This is a genomic window from Sphingomonas sp. M6A6_1c (assembly GCF_053345135.1).
Map to the genome: position 1 here is coordinate 330,110 of NZ_JBKEZO010000001.1, position 21,017 is coordinate 351,126.

22 protein-coding genes are annotated in these 21,017 nt (G+C 69.1%); 16 read left to right on the top strand and 6 right to left on the bottom strand.

The window, feature by feature from the left end; translation table 11 throughout:
• Window positions 1-434 precede the first annotated feature (434 nt).
• Complete coding sequence (locus ACLBWH_RS01475; RefSeq protein ID WP_447796251.1) at window positions 435-1,085, bottom strand: Tim44/TimA family putative adaptor protein; 651 nt, start codon at window positions 1,083-1,085, stop codon at window positions 435-437.
• Between the two features lie 194 nt (window positions 1,086-1,279).
• Between ACLBWH_RS01475 and secB the strand changes: the two genes are divergently transcribed.
• The 3 genes from secB to trpS are packed head-to-tail and all read left to right on the top strand — an operon-like array spanning window position 1,280 to window position 4,414.
• Complete coding sequence (secB, locus tag ACLBWH_RS01480; protein WP_322849126.1) at window positions 1,280-1,789, top strand: protein-export chaperone SecB; 510 nt, start codon at window positions 1,280-1,282, stop codon at window positions 1,787-1,789.
• Between the two features lie 25 nt (window positions 1,790-1,814).
• Window positions 1,815-3,404: a murein biosynthesis integral membrane protein MurJ gene (gene murJ, locus ACLBWH_RS01485; protein WP_447796253.1), complete on the top strand. Its 1,590-nt coding sequence runs from the start codon at window positions 1,815-1,817 to the stop codon at window positions 3,402-3,404.
• Window positions 3,401-4,414: a tryptophan--tRNA ligase gene (gene trpS / locus ACLBWH_RS01490; RefSeq protein ID WP_322849124.1), complete on the top strand. Its 1,014-nt coding sequence runs from the start codon at window positions 3,401-3,403 to the stop codon at window positions 4,412-4,414. Before murJ ends, trpS begins: the two co-directional genes overlap by 4 nt.
• Before the next feature lie 53 nt (window positions 4,415-4,467).
• Here trpS and dnaA read toward each other — a convergent pair whose 3' ends face one another.
• The 3 genes from dnaA to mutM all read right to left on the bottom strand — a co-directional run bounded on the left by dnaA (window position 4,468) and on the right by mutM (window position 7,584).
• A complete protein-coding gene (gene dnaA, locus ACLBWH_RS01495; RefSeq protein ID WP_447796255.1) occupies window positions 4,468-5,883 on the bottom strand; it encodes a chromosomal replication initiator protein DnaA in 1,416 nt (471 codons plus the stop codon).
• Between the two features lie 432 nt (window positions 5,884-6,315).
• On the bottom strand, window positions 6,316-6,579 hold the full coding sequence (rpsT, locus tag ACLBWH_RS01500) for a 30S ribosomal protein S20 (RefSeq protein ID WP_038658785.1): 264 nt from the start codon (window positions 6,577-6,579) through the stop codon (window positions 6,316-6,318).
• A gap of 189 nt (window positions 6,580-6,768) precedes the next feature.
• A complete protein-coding gene (gene mutM / locus ACLBWH_RS01505) occupies window positions 6,769-7,584 on the bottom strand; it encodes a bifunctional DNA-formamidopyrimidine glycosylase/DNA-(apurinic or apyrimidinic site) lyase (protein ID WP_447796257.1) in 816 nt (271 codons plus the stop codon).
• A gap of 55 nt (window positions 7,585-7,639) precedes the next feature.
• Between mutM and ACLBWH_RS01510 the strand changes: the two genes are divergently transcribed.
• From ACLBWH_RS01510 to ACLBWH_RS01560, 11 genes are all read left to right on the top strand, one after another.
• The gene (locus ACLBWH_RS01510) at window positions 7,640-8,386 is read left to right on the top strand and encodes a class I SAM-dependent methyltransferase (protein ID WP_447796259.1); all 747 of its coding nucleotides are present in this window, start codon (window positions 7,640-7,642) and stop codon (window positions 8,384-8,386) included.
• 121 nt (window positions 8,387-8,507) lie between these two features.
• Complete coding sequence (gene ubiB / locus ACLBWH_RS01515; RefSeq protein ID WP_322849121.1) at window positions 8,508-10,043, top strand: 2-polyprenylphenol 6-hydroxylase; 1,536 nt, start codon at window positions 8,508-8,510, stop codon at window positions 10,041-10,043.
• A 4-nt stretch (window positions 10,044-10,047) separates the two neighbouring features.
• Complete coding sequence (locus ACLBWH_RS01520) at window positions 10,048-11,169, top strand: hypothetical protein (RefSeq protein WP_447796261.1); 1,122 nt, start codon at window positions 10,048-10,050, stop codon at window positions 11,167-11,169.
• The gene (gene coaBC, locus ACLBWH_RS01525) at window positions 11,166-12,350 is read left to right on the top strand and encodes a bifunctional phosphopantothenoylcysteine decarboxylase/phosphopantothenate--cysteine ligase CoaBC (RefSeq protein WP_447796262.1); all 1,185 of its coding nucleotides are present in this window, start codon (window positions 11,166-11,168) and stop codon (window positions 12,348-12,350) included. The genes ACLBWH_RS01520 and coaBC overlap by 4 nt, the downstream gene beginning before the upstream one ends.
• A 31-nt stretch (window positions 12,351-12,381) precedes the next feature.
• Window positions 12,382-12,828, top strand: a complete 447-nt coding sequence (gene dut / locus ACLBWH_RS01530) for a dUTP diphosphatase (RefSeq protein WP_447796264.1) — start codon at window positions 12,382-12,384, stop codon at window positions 12,826-12,828.
• The gene (locus ACLBWH_RS01535) at window positions 12,825-13,220 is read left to right on the top strand and encodes a hypothetical protein (RefSeq protein WP_447796266.1); all 396 of its coding nucleotides are present in this window, start codon (window positions 12,825-12,827) and stop codon (window positions 13,218-13,220) included. Before dut ends, ACLBWH_RS01535 begins: the two co-directional genes overlap by 4 nt.
• On the top strand, window positions 13,217-13,978 hold the full coding sequence (locus ACLBWH_RS01540) for a HesA/MoeB/ThiF family protein (protein WP_447796267.1): 762 nt from the start codon (window positions 13,217-13,219) through the stop codon (window positions 13,976-13,978). The genes ACLBWH_RS01535 and ACLBWH_RS01540 overlap by 4 nt, the downstream gene beginning before the upstream one ends.
• A gap of 23 nt (window positions 13,979-14,001) precedes the next feature.
• A complete protein-coding gene (gene wecB / locus ACLBWH_RS01545) occupies window positions 14,002-15,138 on the top strand; it encodes a non-hydrolyzing UDP-N-acetylglucosamine 2-epimerase (RefSeq protein WP_447796269.1) in 1,137 nt (378 codons plus the stop codon).
• A complete protein-coding gene (gene wecC, locus ACLBWH_RS01550; protein ID WP_447796271.1) occupies window positions 15,122-16,423 on the top strand; it encodes a UDP-N-acetyl-D-mannosamine dehydrogenase in 1,302 nt (433 codons plus the stop codon). Before wecB ends, wecC begins: the two co-directional genes overlap by 17 nt.
• A gap of 79 nt (window positions 16,424-16,502) precedes the next feature.
• Window positions 16,503-17,273 (top strand): metallophosphoesterase family protein, encoded by a 771-nt coding sequence (locus tag ACLBWH_RS01555; protein ID WP_322849113.1) that lies wholly within the window; start codon window positions 16,503-16,505, stop codon window positions 17,271-17,273.
• A gap of 130 nt (window positions 17,274-17,403) precedes the next feature.
• A complete protein-coding gene (locus ACLBWH_RS01560; RefSeq protein ID WP_447796273.1) occupies window positions 17,404-17,649 on the top strand; it encodes a hypothetical protein in 246 nt (81 codons plus the stop codon).
• 131 nt (window positions 17,650-17,780) lie between these two features.
• Here ACLBWH_RS01560 and ACLBWH_RS01565 read toward each other — a convergent pair whose 3' ends face one another.
• The gene (locus tag ACLBWH_RS01565) at window positions 17,781-18,374 is read right to left on the bottom strand and encodes an FKBP-type peptidyl-prolyl cis-trans isomerase (RefSeq protein ID WP_447796275.1); all 594 of its coding nucleotides are present in this window, start codon (window positions 18,372-18,374) and stop codon (window positions 17,781-17,783) included.
• A 108-nt stretch (window positions 18,375-18,482) separates the two neighbouring features.
• Window positions 18,483-18,689, bottom strand: a complete 207-nt coding sequence (gene rpsU, locus ACLBWH_RS01570; protein ID WP_038658749.1) for a 30S ribosomal protein S21 — start codon at window positions 18,687-18,689, stop codon at window positions 18,483-18,485.
• Window positions 18,690-19,080: 391 nt separating this feature from the next.
• Between rpsU and ACLBWH_RS01575 the strand changes: the two genes are divergently transcribed.
• Window positions 19,081-20,220, top strand: a complete 1,140-nt coding sequence (locus tag ACLBWH_RS01575) for a fumarylacetoacetate hydrolase family protein (protein ID WP_447796277.1) — start codon at window positions 19,081-19,083, stop codon at window positions 20,218-20,220.
• Window positions 20,217-21,011, top strand: a complete 795-nt coding sequence (locus tag ACLBWH_RS01580; RefSeq protein WP_447796279.1) for an SDR family NAD(P)-dependent oxidoreductase — start codon at window positions 20,217-20,219, stop codon at window positions 21,009-21,011. The genes ACLBWH_RS01575 and ACLBWH_RS01580 overlap by 4 nt, the downstream gene beginning before the upstream one ends.
• The last annotated feature ends 6 nt before the right edge of the window (window positions 21,012-21,017 follow it).

The following is a 21,017-nucleotide window of genomic DNA, read 5'->3' on the forward strand; positions in this document are numbered from 1 at the left end:
ACAAGATGGACACCTTAACGGAAACGATGGCGGGGGATCGTTTCCATTCCTGTCGTAATCGGCGGGTGGGGAGGTCGGCCGGCATCGTGGCGGCATAGCAGAGCGCGGTGGGTGTAGGACAGCGGTCGGAGGCGGTCTGGTTGCGGGTGTGGTTCTACGGCCGTTGCATGAACCAGGCGGGAGCGACGTTCATCGTCGTAGCGTAAGTCCTCCCCCTGGCGGGGGAGGAATTTGCCTGAATGTCGATCGCCCTAGTGGCTTCCCAACCCCACCGCGTCACCCCGGACTTGTTCCGGGGTCCACCCTGCGGCGAGGAGAAAGGCTTGAGGCGACACCATTCGCGGGCGGCCCGGTGGAACCCGGAACGAGTCCGGGGTGACGAACCTGAAGAGGAAGGCGGGCCGCCTTTATCAACGAGCCCTAAGCAATCACCCTTATTCCTCGTCGGTGTCCGCCAGCTTCCAGTTCGGGTCGCGGCTCTTGAGCGTGCGGGCGAAGGTCCAGACGTCGTGGGTCTCGACCGCGTCGGTCAGCGAACCGGCGATGACCTGGCCTTCGGCGTCGCGGGTGACCGCGGCGATGTCGGCGTCGAAGCGGACGGTGATCCGCGCGTCGCGACCGTCGAGCGAAGCGTCGGCGATCACCGCGCGCTCGATTGAGACCAGCCGGTTCTCCAGCGTCTCGCCGGCCTCGCGGCGGGCGGCGATCGCATCGCCGAAGGCGCGCGCGACGTCGGGCTCGGCGAGATCGGCCAGCGTCGCTTCGTCGCCAGCCCAATAGGCTTCCAGCGTCATGCGATAGGCGGCCTGTGCCCCAGACAGGAATTGGTTGACGTCGAAGCCCTGCTCGCCGGCGATGATCGCGCGCAGACCTGCTTCGGCGCGCGGCTCGATGTTGCGGTTGACCGGCTCACGCGATTCGATCGCGGCATCGATCGGGCGCGGCGCCAGCGCGACCGCAGCGGGGCGATCGTCGGCAGCGCGCGGCAGCGGCTGCTGTTCGTGGCCGGTGCGTTTGCCGAGCACGCTGTACAGGCGCAGCGCCAGGAACGCCGCCACCATCGCGAGTAGAACTACGTAAAACACCGTGCCTCCGATCTTGATGGATACATAGGCCCAAAACCCCTTCAATTCAAACCGGGGCTTTTGCCCCCCAGGCTTTTCGACCCAGCCCGTTGAAACCCGGTTCGGGCGCTGCTAGGCGCGGGCGCCAAAGGCATCGAACGCCCGACATGCGGCTTCGGTCCCCTCTTTTTCCGCTTCATTCGAGGATCATTCTTATGGCCGACCAGGACAACGGCACTTCGATCGATACCCAGTCGCCGCTCAACGGCGCGGACACCGCCCCCGCCGCCGGCCTGATCTCGCAATACGTCAAGGATCTCTCGTTCGAGAACCCCAATGCGCCGGGCATCTTCCAGAACGCCAATCCGCCCGCGATCGACGTCCAGTTCAACATCGGCACCGCGCAGGTCGGCGAAGAGGTGCACGAGGTGCTGCTCAAGATCGACGTCAAGGCCGAGGTCGAGGGCCAGACCGCGTTCATCGTCGATTTGACCTATGCCGGCCTGTTCGGCCTGCGCAACGTACCCGCCGATGCGGTGCAGCCGTTCCTGCTCGGCGAAGCGCCGCGCCTGCTGTTCCCGTTCGCGCGCCGCGTGCTCGCCGATTGCGTGCGCGACGGCGGCTTCCCGCCGCTGCTGCTCGAGCCGATCGATTTCGCGCAGCTGTATCTGCAGCAGGCCGAGCAGAACGGCGCCTTCTCGGTCAGCGACGTCGGCCACGCCTGATCCATCAGGCGGGGGGCGCAAGCGGGTGAATCTGACGAAGGCGCTCGGCTCGGTGGGCGGGCTGACGCTCGCCAGCCGGGTGCTGGCGCTCGTCCGCGATACGTTGCAGGCCTCCTATGTCGGCGCGGGTTTCGCGTCCGATGCGTTTTTCGTCGCCTTCCGCCTGCCCAACATGTTCCGCGCGCTCTTCGCGGAAGGTGCGTTCTCGGCTGCGTTCATCCCGCTGTTCAACCGCAAGGTGGCAGAGGGCGGCGGCACCGCGGCGGGGGTGGATTTCGCCGAGCGCGCCATGGCGGTGCTGTTCCCGGTGCTGCTGCTGTTCACCGCGGCGATGCTGGTCGCGGCCTATCCCGTCACCTGGGCCCTGTCGGGCGGGTTCGAGCGGCAGCATCCCAGCGCGGTGCAATTCGCCTTCGCGGTGTCGCTGTCGCGTTTCACAATCCCGTATCTGATGCTGATCTCGCTGGTGTCGCTGCTCGGCGGCATCCTCAACTCGCTCGACCGGTTCTGGGTGAATGCCGCGGCGCCGATCCTGCTCAACGTCGCGATGGTCGGCAGCCTGATCTTCTTCCATGGCGGCGATCCCTATGCGACCGCCCGCGCGCAGGCGATCTCGGTCACCGTCGGTGGCGTGTTGCAGCTCGCCTGGCTCTGGTGGGCGTGCCGGCAAGCCGGCGTGAGCCTCAAGCTGCGCCGGCCGCGGATCGACGACGACGTCCGGCGGATGCTCAAGCTGATCATCCCCGCCGCGGCCGGCGCGGGTGCGGCGCAGATCAACCTCGCGATCTCCACCGCGCTCGCCGGCAACCTGCTGGCGGCGGGATCGATCTCCGCAATCTATTACGCCGACCGGCTCAACCAGCTGCCGCTCGGCATGATCGGCATCGGCCTCGGCACCATCCTGTTGCCCGTCGTCTCGCGGCTGCTGTCGCAAGGGCGCGATAGCGAGGCGATGGAGATGCAGAACCGCGGGCTCGAACTGGCGCTGTTCCTGACCTTGCCCGCCACCGCCGCCTTCGTCTTCGCGGCGGAGCCGATCGTGCGCGGATTGTTCCAGCATGGCGCATTCGTCGCCAGCGACAGCGTCCGCGCCGCGCAGGCGCTCGCCGCCTTCTCGCTCGGGCTGCCGAGCTATGTGCTGGTCAAGGTGCTGACGCCTGGTTTCTACGCGCGCTCAGATACGAAGACGCCGCTGCGCCTCGCGCTCTATTCGGTGGCGATCAACCTCGTCGGCAATCTGGTGCTGATCCCCAGCCTCGCGCCGTGGAACCTCGGCCAGATCGGGCCGCCGCTGTCGACCGCGATCGCCTCGACCGTCAACGTCGCGTCGCTCTATTTCGTCCTCGCCCGTCGCGGCCATTTCGCGCTCGATCCGCAGGTCAAGCGCAAGCTGCCGCGGCTCGCGCTGTCGGCGCTGCTGATGGGCGCCGCGCTGCTGCTGGTCGCGCCGCTGGTCGATCCCTATCTGACCGGCTCGCTGCCGGTCCGCGGTGCGGCGCTAGCGGTGCTGGTCGGCGCGGGCGTCGCGATCTATACGATCGCCTGTTTCGCTACCGGCGCCTTCCGCCTCGCCGATCTTCGTTCCCTCCTCCGTCGCAGAGCCTCGTCCCGATGACCAAGCGTGTCGTGTCCGGTATCAAACCCACCGGCGATCTCCACCTCGGCAATTATCTCGGCGCGGTGAAGCAATGGGTCGCGCAGCAGGATGCGATCCAGGCCGAGGGCGGCGAGACGCTGTATTTCATCGCCGACCTGCACGGGCTGACCGAGTGGATCGCGCCCGCGGACCTGCGCGCCAACACGATCGAGATGACCGCGACCCTGGTCGCGGCGGGGATCGATCCCGACCGCTCGATCCTGTTCAACCAGGCGCGTGTGCCCGCGCACAGCGAGATGGCGTGGCTGCTCAACAATGTCGCGCGGGTCGGCTGGCTGAACCGCATGACGCAGTTCAAGGACAAGGCCGGCAAGAACCGCGAGGGCGCGAGCGTCGGGCTGTACGATTATCCGGTGCTGATGGCGGCGGACGTGCTGCTCTACAATACGACGCACGTGCCGGTCGGCGACGACCAGAAACAGCATCTCGAGCTGGCGCGCGACATCGCGACCAAGTTCAACGGCGATTATGCCACCGATCTGTTCACCCTGCCCGAGCCGTTGGTGAGTGCCGCGGCGCCGCGGATCATGTCGCTGCGCGATGCGTCGGCGAAGATGTCCAAGTCGAACCCGTCGGAGCAATCGGTGGTCAAGCTGATCGATCCGGACGAGGTGATCGCCGACAAGTTCCGCAAGGCGAAGACCGATCCCGACGTGCTGCCGGCGACCGTCGAGGAGCTGGCGGAGCGGCCGGAAGCGCGCAACCTGCTGACGATCTTCGCCGCGCTCGCGGACCGGACGCCGGCGGACGTGCTGGCGGATTATGCCGGCAAGGGGTTCGGCGCGTTCAAGCCCGACCTCGCCGATCTCGCGGTGGCGACGCTCGGGCCGATCCGCAACGAGATGGTGCGGCTGCTCGACGACCGCAGCGCGATCGATGCGATCCTGGAGAAGGGTGCGGAGAAAGCGCGGGCGCTGGCGGTGCCGGTGCTGCGCCGCGCGCAGGAGGCGATGGGGCTGGTACTTTAGTCCCTTCCCTCCCTGAAAGGCGGGAACGGCGCTCTTAGGCGCCGGCGCCGCCGTTACGCCTCCAGTTCGCGCATCAGCGTGCGGACGGCGGCGTCGATGTCGCGGTCCTGGTCGCGGAGCTCCTCGATCTTGCGGACGGCGTGGATGACGGTCGAATGGTCGCGGCCGCCGAACTTGCGGCCGATCTCGGGCAGCGAGCGCGTCGTCAGGCGCTTGGCGAGATACATCGCGATCTGGCGCGGGCGGGCCACCGCGCGGCTGCGGCGCGCGGAGACGAGGTCGAGCGGCTTCAGCTCGAAATGCTGGCTGACCAGCTTCTGGATCTCGTCGATCGTCACCCGGCGCTGCGCGCCGCGAAGCACGTCGCCGAGCGTCGCCACCGCGAAATCGAGATCGATGCGATCGCCGGTGAGCTGTGCATAAGCGACGACGCGGTTGAGCGCGCCCTCCAGCTCGCGGATGTTGGCGTGGATGCGCGCCGCGAGCAGGTCGAGCACCTCGTTGGGGACCTTCGCCTCGGGCAGGTCTGCGAGTTTCCTGTCCAGTATAGTGCGGCGCAACGTCAGGTCGGGTGCCTTGATGTCGGCGACGAGGCCGACCGACATGCGGCTGACGATCCGCGCCTCGACCCCGTCCAGCGCCTGCGGGCAGCGGTCTGCGGAGATGACGAGGCGCTTGCCGGCGCTCATGATCTCGTTGACCGTGTGGAAGAACTCCTCCTGCGTCGCGTCCTTGCCGGCGATGAACTGGAGGTCGTCGATCAGCAGCAGGTCGGCGCCGCGCAGGCGCTGCTTGAAGCTGTGCGTGTCGCGCGCGCGCATCGCCGCGACGAAATCGAACATGAAGCGCTCGGCCGACATGCACAGCACGGTCGCGTCGGGATGCGCGGCCAGGAAGGCGTGGCCGATCGCGTGCATCAGATGCGTCTTGCCCTGCCCCGTCCCCGAATGGAGGAACAACGGGCTGAAGCGCGGCACGCCGGGCTCGGCGAGCATGCGCGCGGCGTTGAAGGCGACGCGGTTGGCGGCATCGACGACGAATCGGTCGAAGGTGAAGCGCGCGTCGAGCGGCGGGCGCTCGGCGGCCGGGCGGAGCGGCGCGACCACCGGCGCCGGTGCGGGCACAGCGGCGACCGCGGCAGCGACCGGCTCGGGCGTCTCGGCGACCAGCTTGATCGCGACCGGGGCGGCGAGGCGCGTCTCGATCGACACGCCGCGCACGTCGGGCAACAGCGCACGGAATTCGAGCAGCAGCCGGTCGGCGTAATGGTTGCGGACCCAGTTGGTCATGAACGCCGACGGCAGGCCGAGGCGGATCGATTCGGGGTCGCCGTCCTCGATCAGCTCCATCGGCTTCAGCCATTGCTCGAAGAGCCGCGCGCCGGCGGATTCGCGCAGGTTGCAGCGGACGCGAGCCCAGGCGCGCTGCGCCTCAGTCTCCGTCACTGCCGCTGCCTGTCGATCGTTCAACGCATACCCCTTCGTTGCCGAAAGCGACGAAATGTCGCCCGGCGGCCGTATTCAAGACAGACAAATCCCCCTTACGGCCAACGGCCGTCCGGCATGCCCACGCTGTTCAGGTCCCCGACTGCGATGAACATCGCTGCGGTGGAGTCGAGTTATGAAGCCTGGGCCGAGTCGATCAACCCCTGCCCGGGTCACATTGGTGAAATAAACGGGATTGACAGCCCGAAGCCCGCAGAAACGCGTCCGGAAATCGTATAAGCCTTTGAAATCGTTAGATTTTACCGGGGGCATCGCGCATCTCCCGCCGAGGGGGCTCGGCACGAATCGCGGTATTTCCTCGCTTTCCCGGTTCGTTCCTTTTGCGCCCGTTCCGGACATCAAAAAACCCGCCGGGACATGCGTCCCGACGGGTCTAAACTTACTATAAAGTAAGGCTTATGCGAGCGTGCCGACCGCCTTGGTCAGGCGCGAGAACTTGCGGCTCGCGGTATTCTTGTGGAGGACGCCCTTGGCGACGCCGCGCTGCAGCTCGGGCTGCACCGCTGCGAGTGCCGTGTCCGCCGCAGCCTTGTCGCCCGACGCCAGTGCCGCTTCGACCTTCTTGATGAAGGTACGGATGCGGCCGATGCGGTTACCGTTGATTTCGGCGCGGCGATCGTTGCGACGGATGCGCTTCTTGGCTTGCGGCGTATTCGCCATTCGGTACGTCCTTGCGAGTAGATTGGTCGATGTCAGAAGAGGCGCCGGATCACCCTACGCCCTCTCGAAGGCAGCGCCCTTAGCGAAGCCGGGGGTCGGGGTCAACCGTTGCGGGGCGTTTTGCGCCTCGTTCCTCGTCATACTCCGCCCTCCCTGTTTCGTCATCCCGGCGAAGTTGGGTGGCGGGCATCAACTCTTCTGGCATTTCGGGCAATAGAAGGTCGACCGGCCGCTATCCACCCGGCGTTTGACGGTGCCGCCGCAGTGACAGGGTTCGCCCTCGCGGCCGTAGACGAGGAATTGCTTCGAGAAATAGCCGAGCTCGCCGTCGGGGCGGGCATAGTCGCGCAAGGTCGAGCCGCCCGCGTCGATCGCGGCGAGCAACACCTCGCGCACCGCCACCGCGAGCCGGTCGAGTCGCGGCAGCGCGATCTGGCCGGCGGCGCGGGTCGGCGCGATGCGGGCGACGTGGAGCGCCTCGCAGACGTAGATGTTGCCGAGCCCGGCGACGATACGCTGGTCGAGCAGCATCGCCTTGATCGGCGCGGCGCGCGCCTTGAGCGCCTCGCCGAGATAGGCGCCGGTGAAATCCTCCCCCAGCGGCTCCGGCCCCATCGCGGCGAAGGGGGGATAAGCGGCGAGCGCGTCGGTCGCGACGAGATCGAGGAAGCCGAAGCGCCGCGGGTCGTTGAGCGCGAGGCTGCGCCCCTCCCCCGTCTCGATCAGCAGATGGTCGTGGGCGAGGCGCTCGGCGGGGTCGACGCGCCAGCGCCCGGACATGCCGAGATGGAAGATCAGCGTATCGCCGCGGTCGGTGTCGATCATGCCGTATTTGGCGCGGCGGCCGAGCGCGGTGACGGTGGCGCCGGTGAGCCGCTGGCGCAGGTCGGGCGGGATCGCCTTGCGCAGGTCGGCGCGGCGCGGCTCGACGAGGGTCAGGCGCTGGCCGGCGAGCACGGGGGTGAGGCCGCGGACGGTGGTTTCGACTTCGGGGAGTTCTGGCACGTCAAACAGCTAGGTTGCGTTTGCCCCCGCCACAAGCGGCGGCTAGGGCGGTGGCATGACCGACACCGCCACCACCGGAACCGTATCCTTCGGCTACGAGGACGTCGCCCCCGACGAGAAGACCGCGCGCGTCGGCGGCGTCTTCTCCAGCGTCGCCAAGAACTACGACCTGATGAACGACGCGATGTCGGGCGGCATGCACCGGTTGTGGAAGGACCGCTTCGTCCGGCGGGTGCAGCCGCAGGAGGGGCAGCAGATCCTCGACATGGCGGGCGGCACCGGCGACATCGCCTTCCGCCTCGCCGCATCGGGCGCCTCGGTAACGGTGGCGGACATCAACCCGGCGATGCTGGAAGTCGGCATGGAACGCGCCGCCAAGCGGGGTATCGACGGACTGGTGTGGACCGAGGCCAATGCCGAGACGCTGACCTTCCCCGACCGCTTCTTCGACGCCTATACGATCGCCTTCGGCATCCGCAACGTCACCGACATTCCCAAGGCGCTGCGCGAGGCGCATCGCGTGCTGCGCCGCGGCGGGCGGTTCTTCTGCCTCGAATTCTCGACGACGACCTGGCCGGGGTTCAAGGAAGTCTATGACGGCTATTCGCACAAGATGGTGCCGAAGCTGGGGCAGCTGCTCGCGCAGGATGCCGACAGCTATCGCTATCTGATCGAATCGATCCGGCGCTTTCCGGACATGCCGACGTTCAGGGGCATGATCGCCGATGCCGGCTTCGTGCGCACCAAGGCGGAACCGATCCTGGGCGGGCTGGTCGCGATCCACTCCGGGTGGAAGATTTGATGGGGCGCACAATCAAGCCCCTCCCCTCCAGGGGAGGGGTTGGGGGTGGGCGACTTCTCATCGACACAATCGCTCGTGTTCTCCACCCCGACCCCTCCCCTGAAGGGGAGGAGCTTTTTTCATGACCGCATCGGTCGTCCACGTCTGGCGGCTCCTGAAATGGGGGCGCATCCTCGCGCGGCACGGTGCGCTGCGCGGGATCGAGCGCGATCCCAATACGCCGGCGCCGGTGCGGCGGCTGGCGCGGGTCGCGCGGCTGGGCGCGCGGGTGCCCAAGGTGCCGCGCTATGCCGATGCGTTCCAGGCGATCGGGCCGGCGGCAATCAAGCTCGGGCAGACATTGGCCACCCGGCCCGATCTGGTCGGCGAGGAGGCGACGCAGGACCTGCTGCGGTTGCAGGATCAGCTGCCGCCCGTCCCTTATGCGACGATCGCCGCGGCGATGGAGGGCAGCTTCGGCCGCCCGCCGTCGGACCTGTTCGCGAGCATCGAAGAGGAGCCGGTCGGCGCCGCGTCGATCGCGCAGGTGCATCGCGCGATCACCACCGACGGGCGGACCGTCGCGGTCAAGGTGCTGCGCCCCGGCGTGGAGGCGGATTTCACCCGCGCGATCGCGACCTACGAATGGGCGGCGGCGCAGCTCGAGGGGATGAGCATCGAGGCGCGGCGGCTGCGGCCACGGCTGACGGTGGAGAATTTCAAGCGCTGGACCGCGCGCGAACTCAACTTCCGGCGCGAGGCGGCATCCGCCTCCGAACTCGCCGAATCGATGACCGCCGAGCCCGATTTCGTCGTGCCGGCGATCGACTGGCAGCGCTCGACCGCGCGGGTGCTGACCGTCGAATGGATCGACGGGATCAAACTGTCGGATCGCGCTTCGCTGGTCGCGGCGGGCTACGACCTGCCCAAGCTCGCCAATACGCTGGTGCAGGCGTTCCTGCGCCAGGCGATCGCGGAAGGGTTCTTCCACGCCGACATGCATCAGGGCAATCTGTTCGCCTTGCCCGGCAATCGCATCGCGGCGATCGACTTCGGCATCATGGGCCGGATCGACCGGCGCGCGCGGGTGTGGCTGGCGGAGATCCTCTATGGGCTGATCACCGGCAATTACCGCCGCGTCGCCGAGATCCATTTCGAGGCGGGCTATGTGCCGAGCCATCACAATGTCGCCGAATTCGCGACGGCGCTGCGTGCGGTCGGCGAGCCGATGCGCGGGCTGCCGGTCAAGGACATGTCGATCGGGATGATGCTCGACGGGCTGTTCTCGATCACGCGCGACTTCGACATGGTGACGCAGCCGCATTTGTTGTTGTTGCAGAAGACGATGGTGATGGTGGAGGGGGTCGCGACGCGGCTCGATCCCGACATCAATCTGTGGGAATCGGCGGCGCCGTTCGTGCGCGAGTGGATCCGCACCGAATTGGGGCCGGAAGCCGCGATCGCCGACCGGCTGATCGCCGACGTCAAGACCATCGCGGGCCTGCCCGAGCTGATCCGGCGGATCGAGGCGCGCTATCCGGCGCCGGGGGGCGAGCCCCCTGCCCCGCCGCTGCGCGAGATCGAGGTGGTGCGGATCGGCGGCGGCTGGCGCTATGCCGCGGTCGCGGCGGCCAGTGCGGCGGCGAGCGTCGTCGCGACCTGGCTGGTCGTCCATTGAGGCGATGATGCGGCGCGTCCCCGCCCCGCTGTGGCTGGCGCAGCCGTCGCGGTTCGCCGGGCTGGCGCCGCGCAACGCCGCGGCAGCGCTGGTCGCGCTGGCGCTGCTGCTGCTCGCGTGCCTGCTCGTCTTCGCCGCGCCGGTCCCGGCGGCGGCGAGCGGCGATGCCGCGCGGCGCAGCGACGATCAGGCCGATGTCGTGCTGTACGAGACGATCGTCGCCAACGTGCGCCACGGCGGCGCCTATTACGCCACCGCGGCGGATGCGATGCGCGCCGGCGATTACCCGCTCAAGCCGTTCGTCACCTTCCGCCTGCCGACGCTGGCGATGGTGCAGGCGGCGGTGCCGCATGCGATCGTGGTGATATTGCTCTACGTGCTGGCCGCGGCGGTGGCACTCGCCTGGTATCGGCGGCTGGCGCCGGCGTTCGCGCGGCCGCCGCCGCGGATCGTCGCGATGGTGCTGCTCGCCGCGGGGCTGATGGCGTTCGTGCAGCGCGACCTCATCGCCTTCCACGAGATCTGGGCGGGGTTGCTGATCGCGCTGTCGCTGGCGGTGCATCGCGACGGGCAATGGCTGCCCGCGGTCGCCTTCGGCCTGTCGGCGGCGCTGATCCGCGAGACCGCGGGCCTGTACCTGCTGCTGATGGCGATCCTGGCGGTCGCCGGCGGCGACCGGCGCGAGGGCGCGGCATGGGTCGTCGCCGGGGCGATCCTGGCGCTGGCGCTGGCGGCGCATGCGCATGCGGTGGCCGAGGTGGTCGGGCCGCTCGATCCGCAGTCGCCGGGCTGGTCGGGGCATCTCGGCTTCGGCTTCTTCGTGCGGACGATGACGCTGTCGACCGCGCTGATGATCGTGCCCTTGTGGCTCGCCGCGCCCTTGGTCGGGCTGGCGCTGTTCGGCTGGGCGGCGTGGCGCGACGTGCTGGGGCTGCGCGTGCTGGTCGTGATCGCCGCTTATGCCGCGGTGCTGAGCGTGTTCGGGCGGGTCGATACCTTCTATTGGGGGCTGCTGGTGGCGCCGTTGCTGCTCGTCGGCCTCGTCTTCGTGCCCGATGGCGCGCGCGACCTGCTGGCGGCGGTGAGCGACCGGCGGCGGATCACGGTGAAGAGGATCGTTCGATGACGCGTATCCTGCTGATCGTCGGCGGCGGCATCGCCGCCTATAAGGCGTGCGAGCTGATCCGGCTGCTGCGCCGGCGCGGCTATGCGGTGCGCTGCGTGATGACCGAGGGGGCGAGCCATTTCGTCACGCCGATGACGCTCGCCGCGTTGAGCGAGGACCAGGTCTATACCAGCCTGTGGGACCTCAAGGACGAGGCGGAGATGGGGCATATCCAGCTCAGCCGGCAGGCGGATCTGATCGTCATCGCGCCCGCCACCGCCGATCTGCTCGCGCGGATGGCCGGGGGACTCGCCGACGACCTCGCGACGACCTTGCTGCTCGCCACCGACACGCCGGTGCTGGCGGCGCCGGCGATGAACGTGCGGATGTGGCAGCATGCCGCGACCGTCCGCAACGTCGCGCAGCTCCGCGCCGACGGCATCTCGGTGATGGAGCCCGACGCGGGCGCGATGGCGTGCGGCGAATTCGGCCCCGGCCGCTTGCCCGAGCCCGAGGCGATCGCCGCCGCGGTCGACCGCATGCTCGCGCCGCGCGCGACGCCGCTGGCCGGCCGGCACGTGCTGGTCACCGCGGGTCCCACGCACGAGCCGATCGATCCGGTCCGCTATATCGCCAACCGCTCGTCGGGGCGGCAGGGGTTCGCGATCGCCGGTGCGCTCGCCGAGCTCGGAGCGGCGGTGACGTTGGTCGCCGGGCCGGTGACGCTGCCGACGCCGGCGGGCGTGCGGCGGCGGGTCGACGTGGTCACCGCGGCAGAGATGGCGAGCGCGGTGCAGGACGCGCTGCCCGCCGATGCCGCGGTGATGGTCGCCGCGGTCGCCGACTGGCGGGTCGCCGCCGCGCCCCAGAAGGTCAAGAAGGGCGACGCGCCGCCGGCGCTGGTGCTGGCCGAGAATGAGGACATCCTCGCGACGCTGGCGCACGGGCCGCGGCGGCCGCGGCTGGTGGTCGGCTTCGCCGCGGAGACCGAGCGCGTCGTCGAGCAGGCGGTCGCCAAGCGGCTGCGCAAGAACGCCGACTGGATCGTCGCCAACGACGTGTCGGGCGACGTGTTCGGCGGCGACGCCAACACCGTGCATCTCGCCACCGCCGACGGCGTCGAACATTGGGAGCGCTTGCCCAAGGCCGACGTCGCCCGGCGGCTGGCGCAGCGGATCGCGGAGACGCTGTCCGGTTCTTGATCTGTTCGCGCAGGCAGGCTAGCCCTGCGCCATGAGCCACGCCATCGCCATCCGCCTCCGCCGCCTGCCGCACGGCGAGGGGCTGCCGCTGCCCGCCTATGCGACCGCGGGCGCGGCGGGGATGGACGTGGTGGCGGCCGAGGCGATGACGCTGGCGCCGGGTGCGCGCGCGGCGGTGGCGACCGGCTTCGCGATCGCGATCCCCGAAGGCTATGAGGTGCAGGTGCGGCCACGTTCGGGGCTGGCGATCAAGCACGGCATCACCTGTCTCAACACGCCCGGCACGATCGATTCGGACTATCGCGGCGAGGTGAAGGTGATCCTCATCAACCTCGGCGACGCCCCCTTCCCGATCGCCCGCGGCGAACGCATCGCCCAACTCGTCCCCGCCCCGGTTCAGCGCGCGACGCTGGCAATCGTCGACGCGCTCGACGATACCGACCGTGGAAGCGGAGGGTTCGGATCGACCGGCCGATGATCACAGCATTTCTCCTGGCCGCCCAGCTCGCCGGTGCATCGCCCATGCCGATGCCGCCGCAGGATTGGAGCACGCTGCATCCGCTGCCTTACAGCCGCGATCCCGACGATGGTGCCAATCTGTCGAGCTTCGTCCGCGCCGAGGTGAAGGCGGGGCGGTGCACCGCCGCGACACCGTCGCCGCAGGGCTATGTGCTCAAGGTCGATCTCGCCGTGCTGGTCGGCCCCGGCGGCCAGCCCAAGCGGGTGGTGCCGCGGGCGATCGCCTGCCCCTCGGTCGAGCAATATGCCGCCGGCCTCGTCTCCAGCATGGCGCGCGGCAATATCGATCCCGGCGCGGCGGATGCCGATATCTGGTATCGGACCAGCCTCACCTTCTCCTGGCCGGCGTGACGCTCTCCGACGAGGAACTGACCCGCTACGCCCGGCACATCGTCCTGAAGGAGGTCGGCGGCGCCGGTCAGCAGCGCTTCGCCGCCGCGCATGTCGTGGTGATCGGCGCGGGCGGGATCGGATCGCCGGCGATCCCCTATCTCGCCGCGGCGGGGATCGGGCGGCTGACGATCGTCGATGACGATGCGATCGATCTGTCCAACCTGCAACGCCAGACGATCTATGCCACCGCCGATATCGGCGCGGGCAAGGCGGACACGGCAGCGGCGGCGGCACGGCGGCTCAACCCGCACGTCGTCGCGGTGGCGCGGGCGGTGCGGGTCGACGCCGGCAACGTCGCCGCCTTGCTCGCCGATGCCGACGCGGTGCTCGACGGGTGCGACAATTTCGCGACGCGGCTGATCGTCGCCGATGCGGCTTATGCGGCGCGGGTGCCGCTCGTCTCGGCGGCGATCGGCCAGTTCGACGGGCAATTGGGCGTGTTCCGCGGCTGGGAGCGGGGCAAGCCCTGCTATCGCTGCTTCGTCGGCAGCGATCCCGACCGCCCCGGTGCGAGCTGCGCCGAGGACGGCGTGCTGGGGCCGATGGCGGGGGCGATCGGCAGCCTCGCCGCGCTGGAGGTGCTGCGCGCGCTCCATGCCTTCGGCGAGGACAGCGCCGGCAAGCTGCTGCTCGCCGATACGCTGTCGCTGCGCTTCCGCACGCTGACGCTGCCAAAGGACCCCGGCTGCCCGACCTGTGGCTTAGTCCGAAATTAAGCGACGGGCGCTAGTTAGCCGGCATGACCAGCGCCAGCCGCCCCAAGATCCTGACCGTCTTCGGCACCCGCCCCGAGGCGATCAAGCTGTTCCCCGTCGTGCGGGCGCTGCAGGCGGCGGGCGGGATGGAGACGGTGACCTGCGTCACCGCGCAGCATCGCGGACTGCTCGACCAGGTGCTCGCCATCGCCGGACTGTCCCCCGACATCGACCTCGACCTGATGGAACCGGGCCAGTCGCTCGACCGGCTGACCGCGCGGCTGCTCACCGGGCTGAGCGAGGTGATGGACCGGGTGCGGCCCGATCGCGTCGTCGTCCAGGGCGACACCGCGACCGCGATGGTCGGTGCGCTCGCCGCTTATTACCGCAAGATCCCGGTCGCGCACGTCGAGGCGGGACTGCGTTCGGGCGACATCTACCAGCCCTGGCCCGAAGAGGTGAACCGGCGCATCGTCGCACCGATCGCCGATCTGCATTTCGCGCCCACCGACACCGCCGCGGCGGCGCTGGCGCGCGAGAACGTCACCGCGGGCGTTCATGTCACCGGCAATACGGTGATCGACGCGCTGCTCTGGACGCGCGGCCGCATCGCCGAGACGCCGGCGCTGGCCGGCGATCTCGACCCGCTCGCGACGCGGTTCGCGGGGAAGCGCATCGTCCTCGTCACCACGCATCGCCGCGAGAATTTCGGCGACGGCATGGCGGCGATCGCGCGCGGGATCGCGCGGATCGCGGCGCGCGACGATGTCGCGGTGATCTTTCCGATGCACCCCAATCCCAATGTCGGCGCGGTGATGGACGAATGGCTGGGGACGCCGGACAATGTCGCGCGGATCGCGCCGCTCGACTATCCGCATTTCATCCGTGCGCTCGAATTGTGCGACCTCGCGCTGACCGATTCGGGCGGCGTGCAGGAGGAAGCGCCCGCGCTCGGCAAGCCGGTGCTGGTGATGCGCGACACCACCGAACGGCCCGAAGGCGTCGCGGCGGGCACCGCGCGCTTGATCGGCACCGACGAAGACCGCATCGTTTCCGAAGTGTTCACGCTTCTCGATGACAAGGCTGCCTATTCCGCCATGGCGCGCGCCCACAATCCCTTCGGCGACGGCCAGGCCAGCACCCGGATCGCAAGGATCATCGCCGATGATTTCGGACTCTGAACTCAAGGTCGTCGTTCTCGGCCTCGGCTATATCGGCCTGCCGACCGCGGCGGTGATCGCGCGGACGGGGGCGAAGGTGCTCGGCGTCGACGTCACCGAATCGGTGGTCGAGACGGTCAATTCCGGGCGCGTCCATATCGAGGAGGTCGATCTCGACGGCCTCGTCTCCGGCGTGGTGGCGCGCGGATCGCTGCGCGCGTCGACGCGGATCGAGCCCGCCGACGTCTTCGTCATCGCGGTGCCGACCCCGTTCGGCGAGGACCACGCACCCGACATCGCATATGTGCTGCAGGCGGCGACGACGATCGCATCGGTGCTCAAGCCGGGCGACGCCATCATCCTCGAATCGACCTCGCCGGTCGGCACCACCGAGCGGGTGCGCGACCTGCTCGCCGAACTGCGCCCCGATCTGCGCGTGCCCGGCCGCGCCGGCGAGGCGGCCGACGTCGCGATCGCTTATTGCCCGGAGCGCGTGCTGCCCGGCCGCATCCTCGTCGAGCTGATCGACAACGACCGCGTCATCGGCGGCATCACGCCGCGCTGCGCGCGCAAGGCGCTGACCTTCTACCGCCGCTTCGTGCGCGGCGCCTGCGTCACCACCACCGCGCGCGCGGCGGAGATGACCAAGCTGACCGAAAACGCCTTCCGCGACGTCAACATCGCCTTCGCCAACGAACTCAGCCTGATCGCGGATACGATGGGGGTCGACGTGTGGGAGGTGATCCGCCTCGCCAACCGCCATCCGCGCGTCAACATCCTGCAACCGGGGCCGGGCGTCGGCGGTCATTGCATCGCGGTTGATCCGTGGTTCCTCGTCCACGCCGATCCCGCCAACACGCCGCTGATCCGCACCGCTCGGCTGGTCAACGACGGCAAGACCGACCATGTCGTCGCGCAGGCGAGCGCGCTGATCGAGGCGCGGCCCGGCGCGCCGGTCGCCTGCCTCGGCCTCGCGTTCAAGGCGAACATCGACGACTTCCGCGAAAGCCCGGCGCTCAAGGTGGCGCAGGCGCTGGCCGAACGCTTCGGCGAGCGGGTGCGGATCGTCGAACCCTATGCCGCGACCCTGCCCAAAGCGTTCGACGGCACCGGTACGACGTTGATCGACATCGACAGCGCGATCGAATGCTGCCCGATCATGATCGTGCTGGTCGATCACGACGTGTTCCGCTCGGTGCCGATCGAGGAGCGGCGCGACAAGGCGGTGCTCGACACGCGCGGGATCTGGCCGGATCAACCACCGGTCGCCTCGCCGGTGCACGATGTGCTAAGGCTCGTCGGCTAGCCACTTTCACGCGGGTTCAGGCTGTTGCCGCCAGACCTGCGTGGGTATACCTGCCATTCGGCACGATCGACGGGAATCCATGCTCAAGAAGCTGCTCAACGCGCGCCGTTCCACGGTAACGCCGCTGACCGCCATTCCGGAGGGCGAGCGCGTCTATGCGGTCGGCGACGTCCACGGCTGCGCCGATCTGCTCGACCAGTTGCTCGCCAGGATCGATGCGGACGACCGGGCGCGCGGCCCGGCGCGCACGACCATCGTCTTCCTCGGCGACCTCGTCGACCGCGGGCCGGCGTCCGCGGCGGTGATCGAGCGGCTGCGGCTGCTCGCGGCGGAGCGCCCGGACACGCGCTTCCTGCTCGGCAATCATGAGGAGGTGTTCCTCGAATCGCTCAAGGGCGAACCCAAGGCGCTACGCATGTTCTGCCGGATCGGCGGGCGCGAGACGATCATGAGCTACGGGATCGACGCCGCCGATTACGACCGGATGGATTATGAGGAGCTGCATGCGGCGATGCGCGTCCGCGTGCCCGCCGCGCATCAGGCGTTCCTCGAATCGTTCGAGGATATGGTGACGATCGGTGATTACGTCTTCGTCCATGCCGGCGTGCGGCCGGGCACAGAGCTGACCGCGCAACGCGGCGCCGACCTGCGCTGGATCCGCAACCCCTTCCTCGACCACGACCGCGCACTCGATAAGATGGTGGTCCATGGCCATACGATCAGCGCCGGGCTCGACGAGCAGGTCCATCGGATCGGTGTCGATACCGGGGCTTATGAGACGGGCATCCTCACCGCTTTGGGCCTCGAGGGCAGCGCGCGCTGGACGGTGCAGGCGACCCGCGCGGAGTGACCGGCATCCGGCGACGTGTTGCGTCGCCGCCACGGTCGCCGGCCATTCCGAAAGCGGGCGGTTAAACTGTTGTCGCGTCTATATACTTCTGCCATGCAAACCAGTGACGAGCACAAGAGGGAGTTATTTCATGCGTTTCGGTAAGATTGTCATGGCCGCTGCGGCCGCCACCATGGCCGTTGCTCCTGCGGTTGCCGCTCCGGCGAACCCCGCAGCCAGCCTGTCGGTGTCGAAGTCGGTTCGCACCGGTTCGGCCTCGGCCAAGAAGAACGAGCTCGCCGGTGGCGGGATCGTGATCGCCCTGATCGCGGCCGCTGCCGTCGTCGCGGGCATCGTCGTTGTCGCCGACAGCGACGACAATGCGGACAGCAACTAAGCTGACCGTCAGCCTCGGCTAGGGAATAGCGGCCTTCGGGCCGCTATTTTTTTGCCCGGCGCAGGCCGATCGCGGACATGAAAAAGCCGGCGCTGGATGGTCCAGCGCCGGCTTTTCGTCGTGCTGGCGGATCAGCGGCCCCCGGGCATGCCCGGGGGCATCGCGCCACGCGGCATGCCGCCGGGGCCACCGGGACCGCCCGCACCCTGCGCCTGGGCCTGCGCCTGCATCTGGCGGACGACGGCTTCGGGCAGGAAGTCGATCAGCTCGATGTCGAAGACGAGCGTCGAATTGGCGGGGATCGGTCCCTTCGCCTCGGCGCCATAGCCGAGCGCGGGCTTGATCCAGACGCGGTATTTGGCGCCCTTCGGCATCAGCTTCAGCGCCTCGGAGAAGCCGGGGACGACGCCGGCGACGGGCATCGGCGTCGGCTGCTGCGACTTGTCGAAGGTGGTGCCGTTGAGCAGCTTGCCCTCGTAATTGATCAGCGCGACGTCGCTGTCGGTCGGCCTGGCGGCACCGGGCGCGCCGGGCTGGACGACCTTATACTGCAGCCCCGACGGGGTCGTCACCACGCCGCTCGCACGAGCGTTGCGGGTGAGGAAGTCGTCGCCCTGCCGCGCCAGGAGGAAGGCCGCGAGACAGGCGACGACGATGCCTACCCAGAGGTAGACGAGATAGGTCCGCTTGACGGGACGCAATGGAACGGCGGTGACGGTCGACATCTGGGGCACCTGGAGTTGTGGTGCCGGGCCGGCCGTCACCGGTTGAATTCACGAACTTCGCGCGAACACGCATCCGGAGGAAGGCGTGTTCGCGGTCGTCACGATGACTTAGCGCGCACCGTCGCGCTCGGCGCGCTTGCGATCGAGCTTGCGTGAGCGGCGGACGGCGGCGGCGCGTTCGCGCGCGCGGCGCTCCGACGGCTTTTCGAAGTGACGACGCAGCTTCATCTCCCGGTACACGCCCTCGCGCTGCAGCTTCTTCTTAAGCACGCGAAGGGCCTGGTCGACATTGTTGTCGCGGACGACGATCTGCATGGAACTGAAACACTCCGGTCAATAGCTATGGCGGCTGCAGACGAAGGTCCGCGCCGTGCGAGTGGTGCCCGTAGCAGCGCGCGGCGCGATGCGCAACCCGCGCGCCCGCGCCTGCCCGCCGCGCGGCACGCGCGGGGATGATCGGCCCGCCGCGCGCACGCGCGGGGTTAGTCGGCCCGGTGTCTTTCGGCTTGCGGCGCGGATTGTGCAAGCTAATGGTAGCGATAACGAGCTGGGAGAGATGGAAGACGGCGAACGCCGCGGCAAGGGCGAGGGCATCGGCGATGTCCCGCCCGCCGGGCCGGTCGCCGTGCCGTCAGGGCCAGCGTCACCGCCGCGCCCGCCGACCGACGTCCGATCGGCCGGCGCGTCCGATCCGGAGAAGAGCCCAATGCCGATATCCTTCGACCCCGCCGACGCGCTCGGCAGCGACTGGCGCAGCGCGCGCTGGCTCGGCCGCATCGATCTGGGCGCGGGTCCGAGCCCGGTGCTGGTCGTCGACGGCATCGCCTATGACATGGCGCGCGTCGCCCCCACCGTCGCCGAGCTGGTCGCCGGCGGCACCTTCGATCACGCGCAGGGCGAGGAGATCGGCGCGCTCGACGCGATCGGCCTGTCGGTGGACGGACTGCCGCGGCTGCTCAGCCCGATCGACCTGCAATGCGTCAAGGCGGCGGGCGTCACCTTCGCGGTGTCGGCGATGGAGCGCGTCATCGAGGAGCGCGCGCGCGGCGATGCCGGCGCGGCGGCCGAGGTGCGCAGCCGGCTGGAAGGGCGGATCGGCGGCAGCATGCGCGCGGTGGTGCCCGGCTCGCCCGAGGCGGCGGCGCTCAAGCAGGCGCTGATCGACGAGGGTCTGTGGTCGCAATATCTCGAGGTCGCGATCGGCCCCGATGCCGAGATTTTCACCAAGGCGCCGGTGCTGGCGACGGTCGGCTGGGGCGCGGACGTCGGCATCCGCTCGGACTCGACGTGGAACAACCCCGAGCCCGAGGTGGTGCTGCTCGCCGGCCCCGATGGCCGCGCGGTCGGCGCGACGCTGGGCAACGACGTCAACCTGCGCGATTTCGAGGGGCGGTCGGCGCTGCTGCTCGGCAAGGCGAAGGACAATAACGCCTCCTGCTCGCTGGGCGCGTTCGTGCGGCTGTTCGACGCCGACTTCACGATGGACGACGTGCGCCGGGCGGAGATCACGCTGCGCATCGAGGGCACCGACGGCTATACGCTGGACGGCGCCAGCTCGATGAACCAGATCAGCCGCGATCCCGAGGAGCTGCTGCGCCAGGCGTTGAGCGAGCATCAGTATCCCGACGGCCTCGTGCTGTTCCTCGGCACGCTGTTCGCGCCGACGCAAGACCGCGAAGTGCCCGGCCAGGGCTTCACCCATAAAATTGGCGACATGGTGGCGATCGAGACGCCGCGGCTCGGCCGGCTGGTCAACACGGTCAGCACCTCGAAGGCCGCGCCGCCGTGGCGGTTCGGCCTGACCTCGCTTATCCGCAATCTCGCCGGCCGCGGGTTGCTCGCATGACCCTCACGACGGAGACGACAGTGGACAGCAACGACCGGCGCGCGCTTTATCCCTCGCTGCGCGGCAAGCGGGTGATCATCAGCGGCGGCGGTTCGGGCATCGGCGCGGGGCTGGTCGAGGCGTTCGCGCGACAGGGCGCCAAGGTCGCCTTCGTCGACGTCGCCGAGGCGGACAGCCGCGCGCTGGTCGAGCGGCTGGGCGATGTCGCGCACGTGCCGGTGTTCCGCCGGCTCGACCTCACCGATGTCGACGCGCTGGCGTCGGTGTTCGCCGCCTTGCAGGCGGAGCTGGGCGGCGTCGACGTGCTGGTCAACAATGCCGCGAACGACGATCGACACACGGTTGCCGAGGTGACGCCGGCCTATTGGGACCAACGGATGAACGTCAATCTGCGCCACCAGTTCTTCGCGGCGCAGGCGGTGATCCCGGCGATGAAGGCGGCGGGCGGCGGATCGATCATCAATTTCGGGTCGATCAGCTGGCACCTCGGGCTGGAGGACCTCGTCCTCTACCAGACCGCCAAGGCGGCGATCGAGGGACTGACGCGCAGCCTCGCCCGCGACCTCGGCCGCGACAACATCCGGGTCAACACGGTGGTGCCGGGCAACGTCAAGACGCCCCGCCAGGAGAAATGGTACACGCCCGAGGGCGAGGCGGAGATCGTCGCGGCGCAATGCCTCGACGGGCGGATCGAGCCCGAGGACATCGCCGCGCTGGTGCTGTTCCTCGCGTCCGAGGATGCGCGGATGTGCACGGCGCACAATTACTGGATGGACGCCGGCTGGCGGTGACGGGGT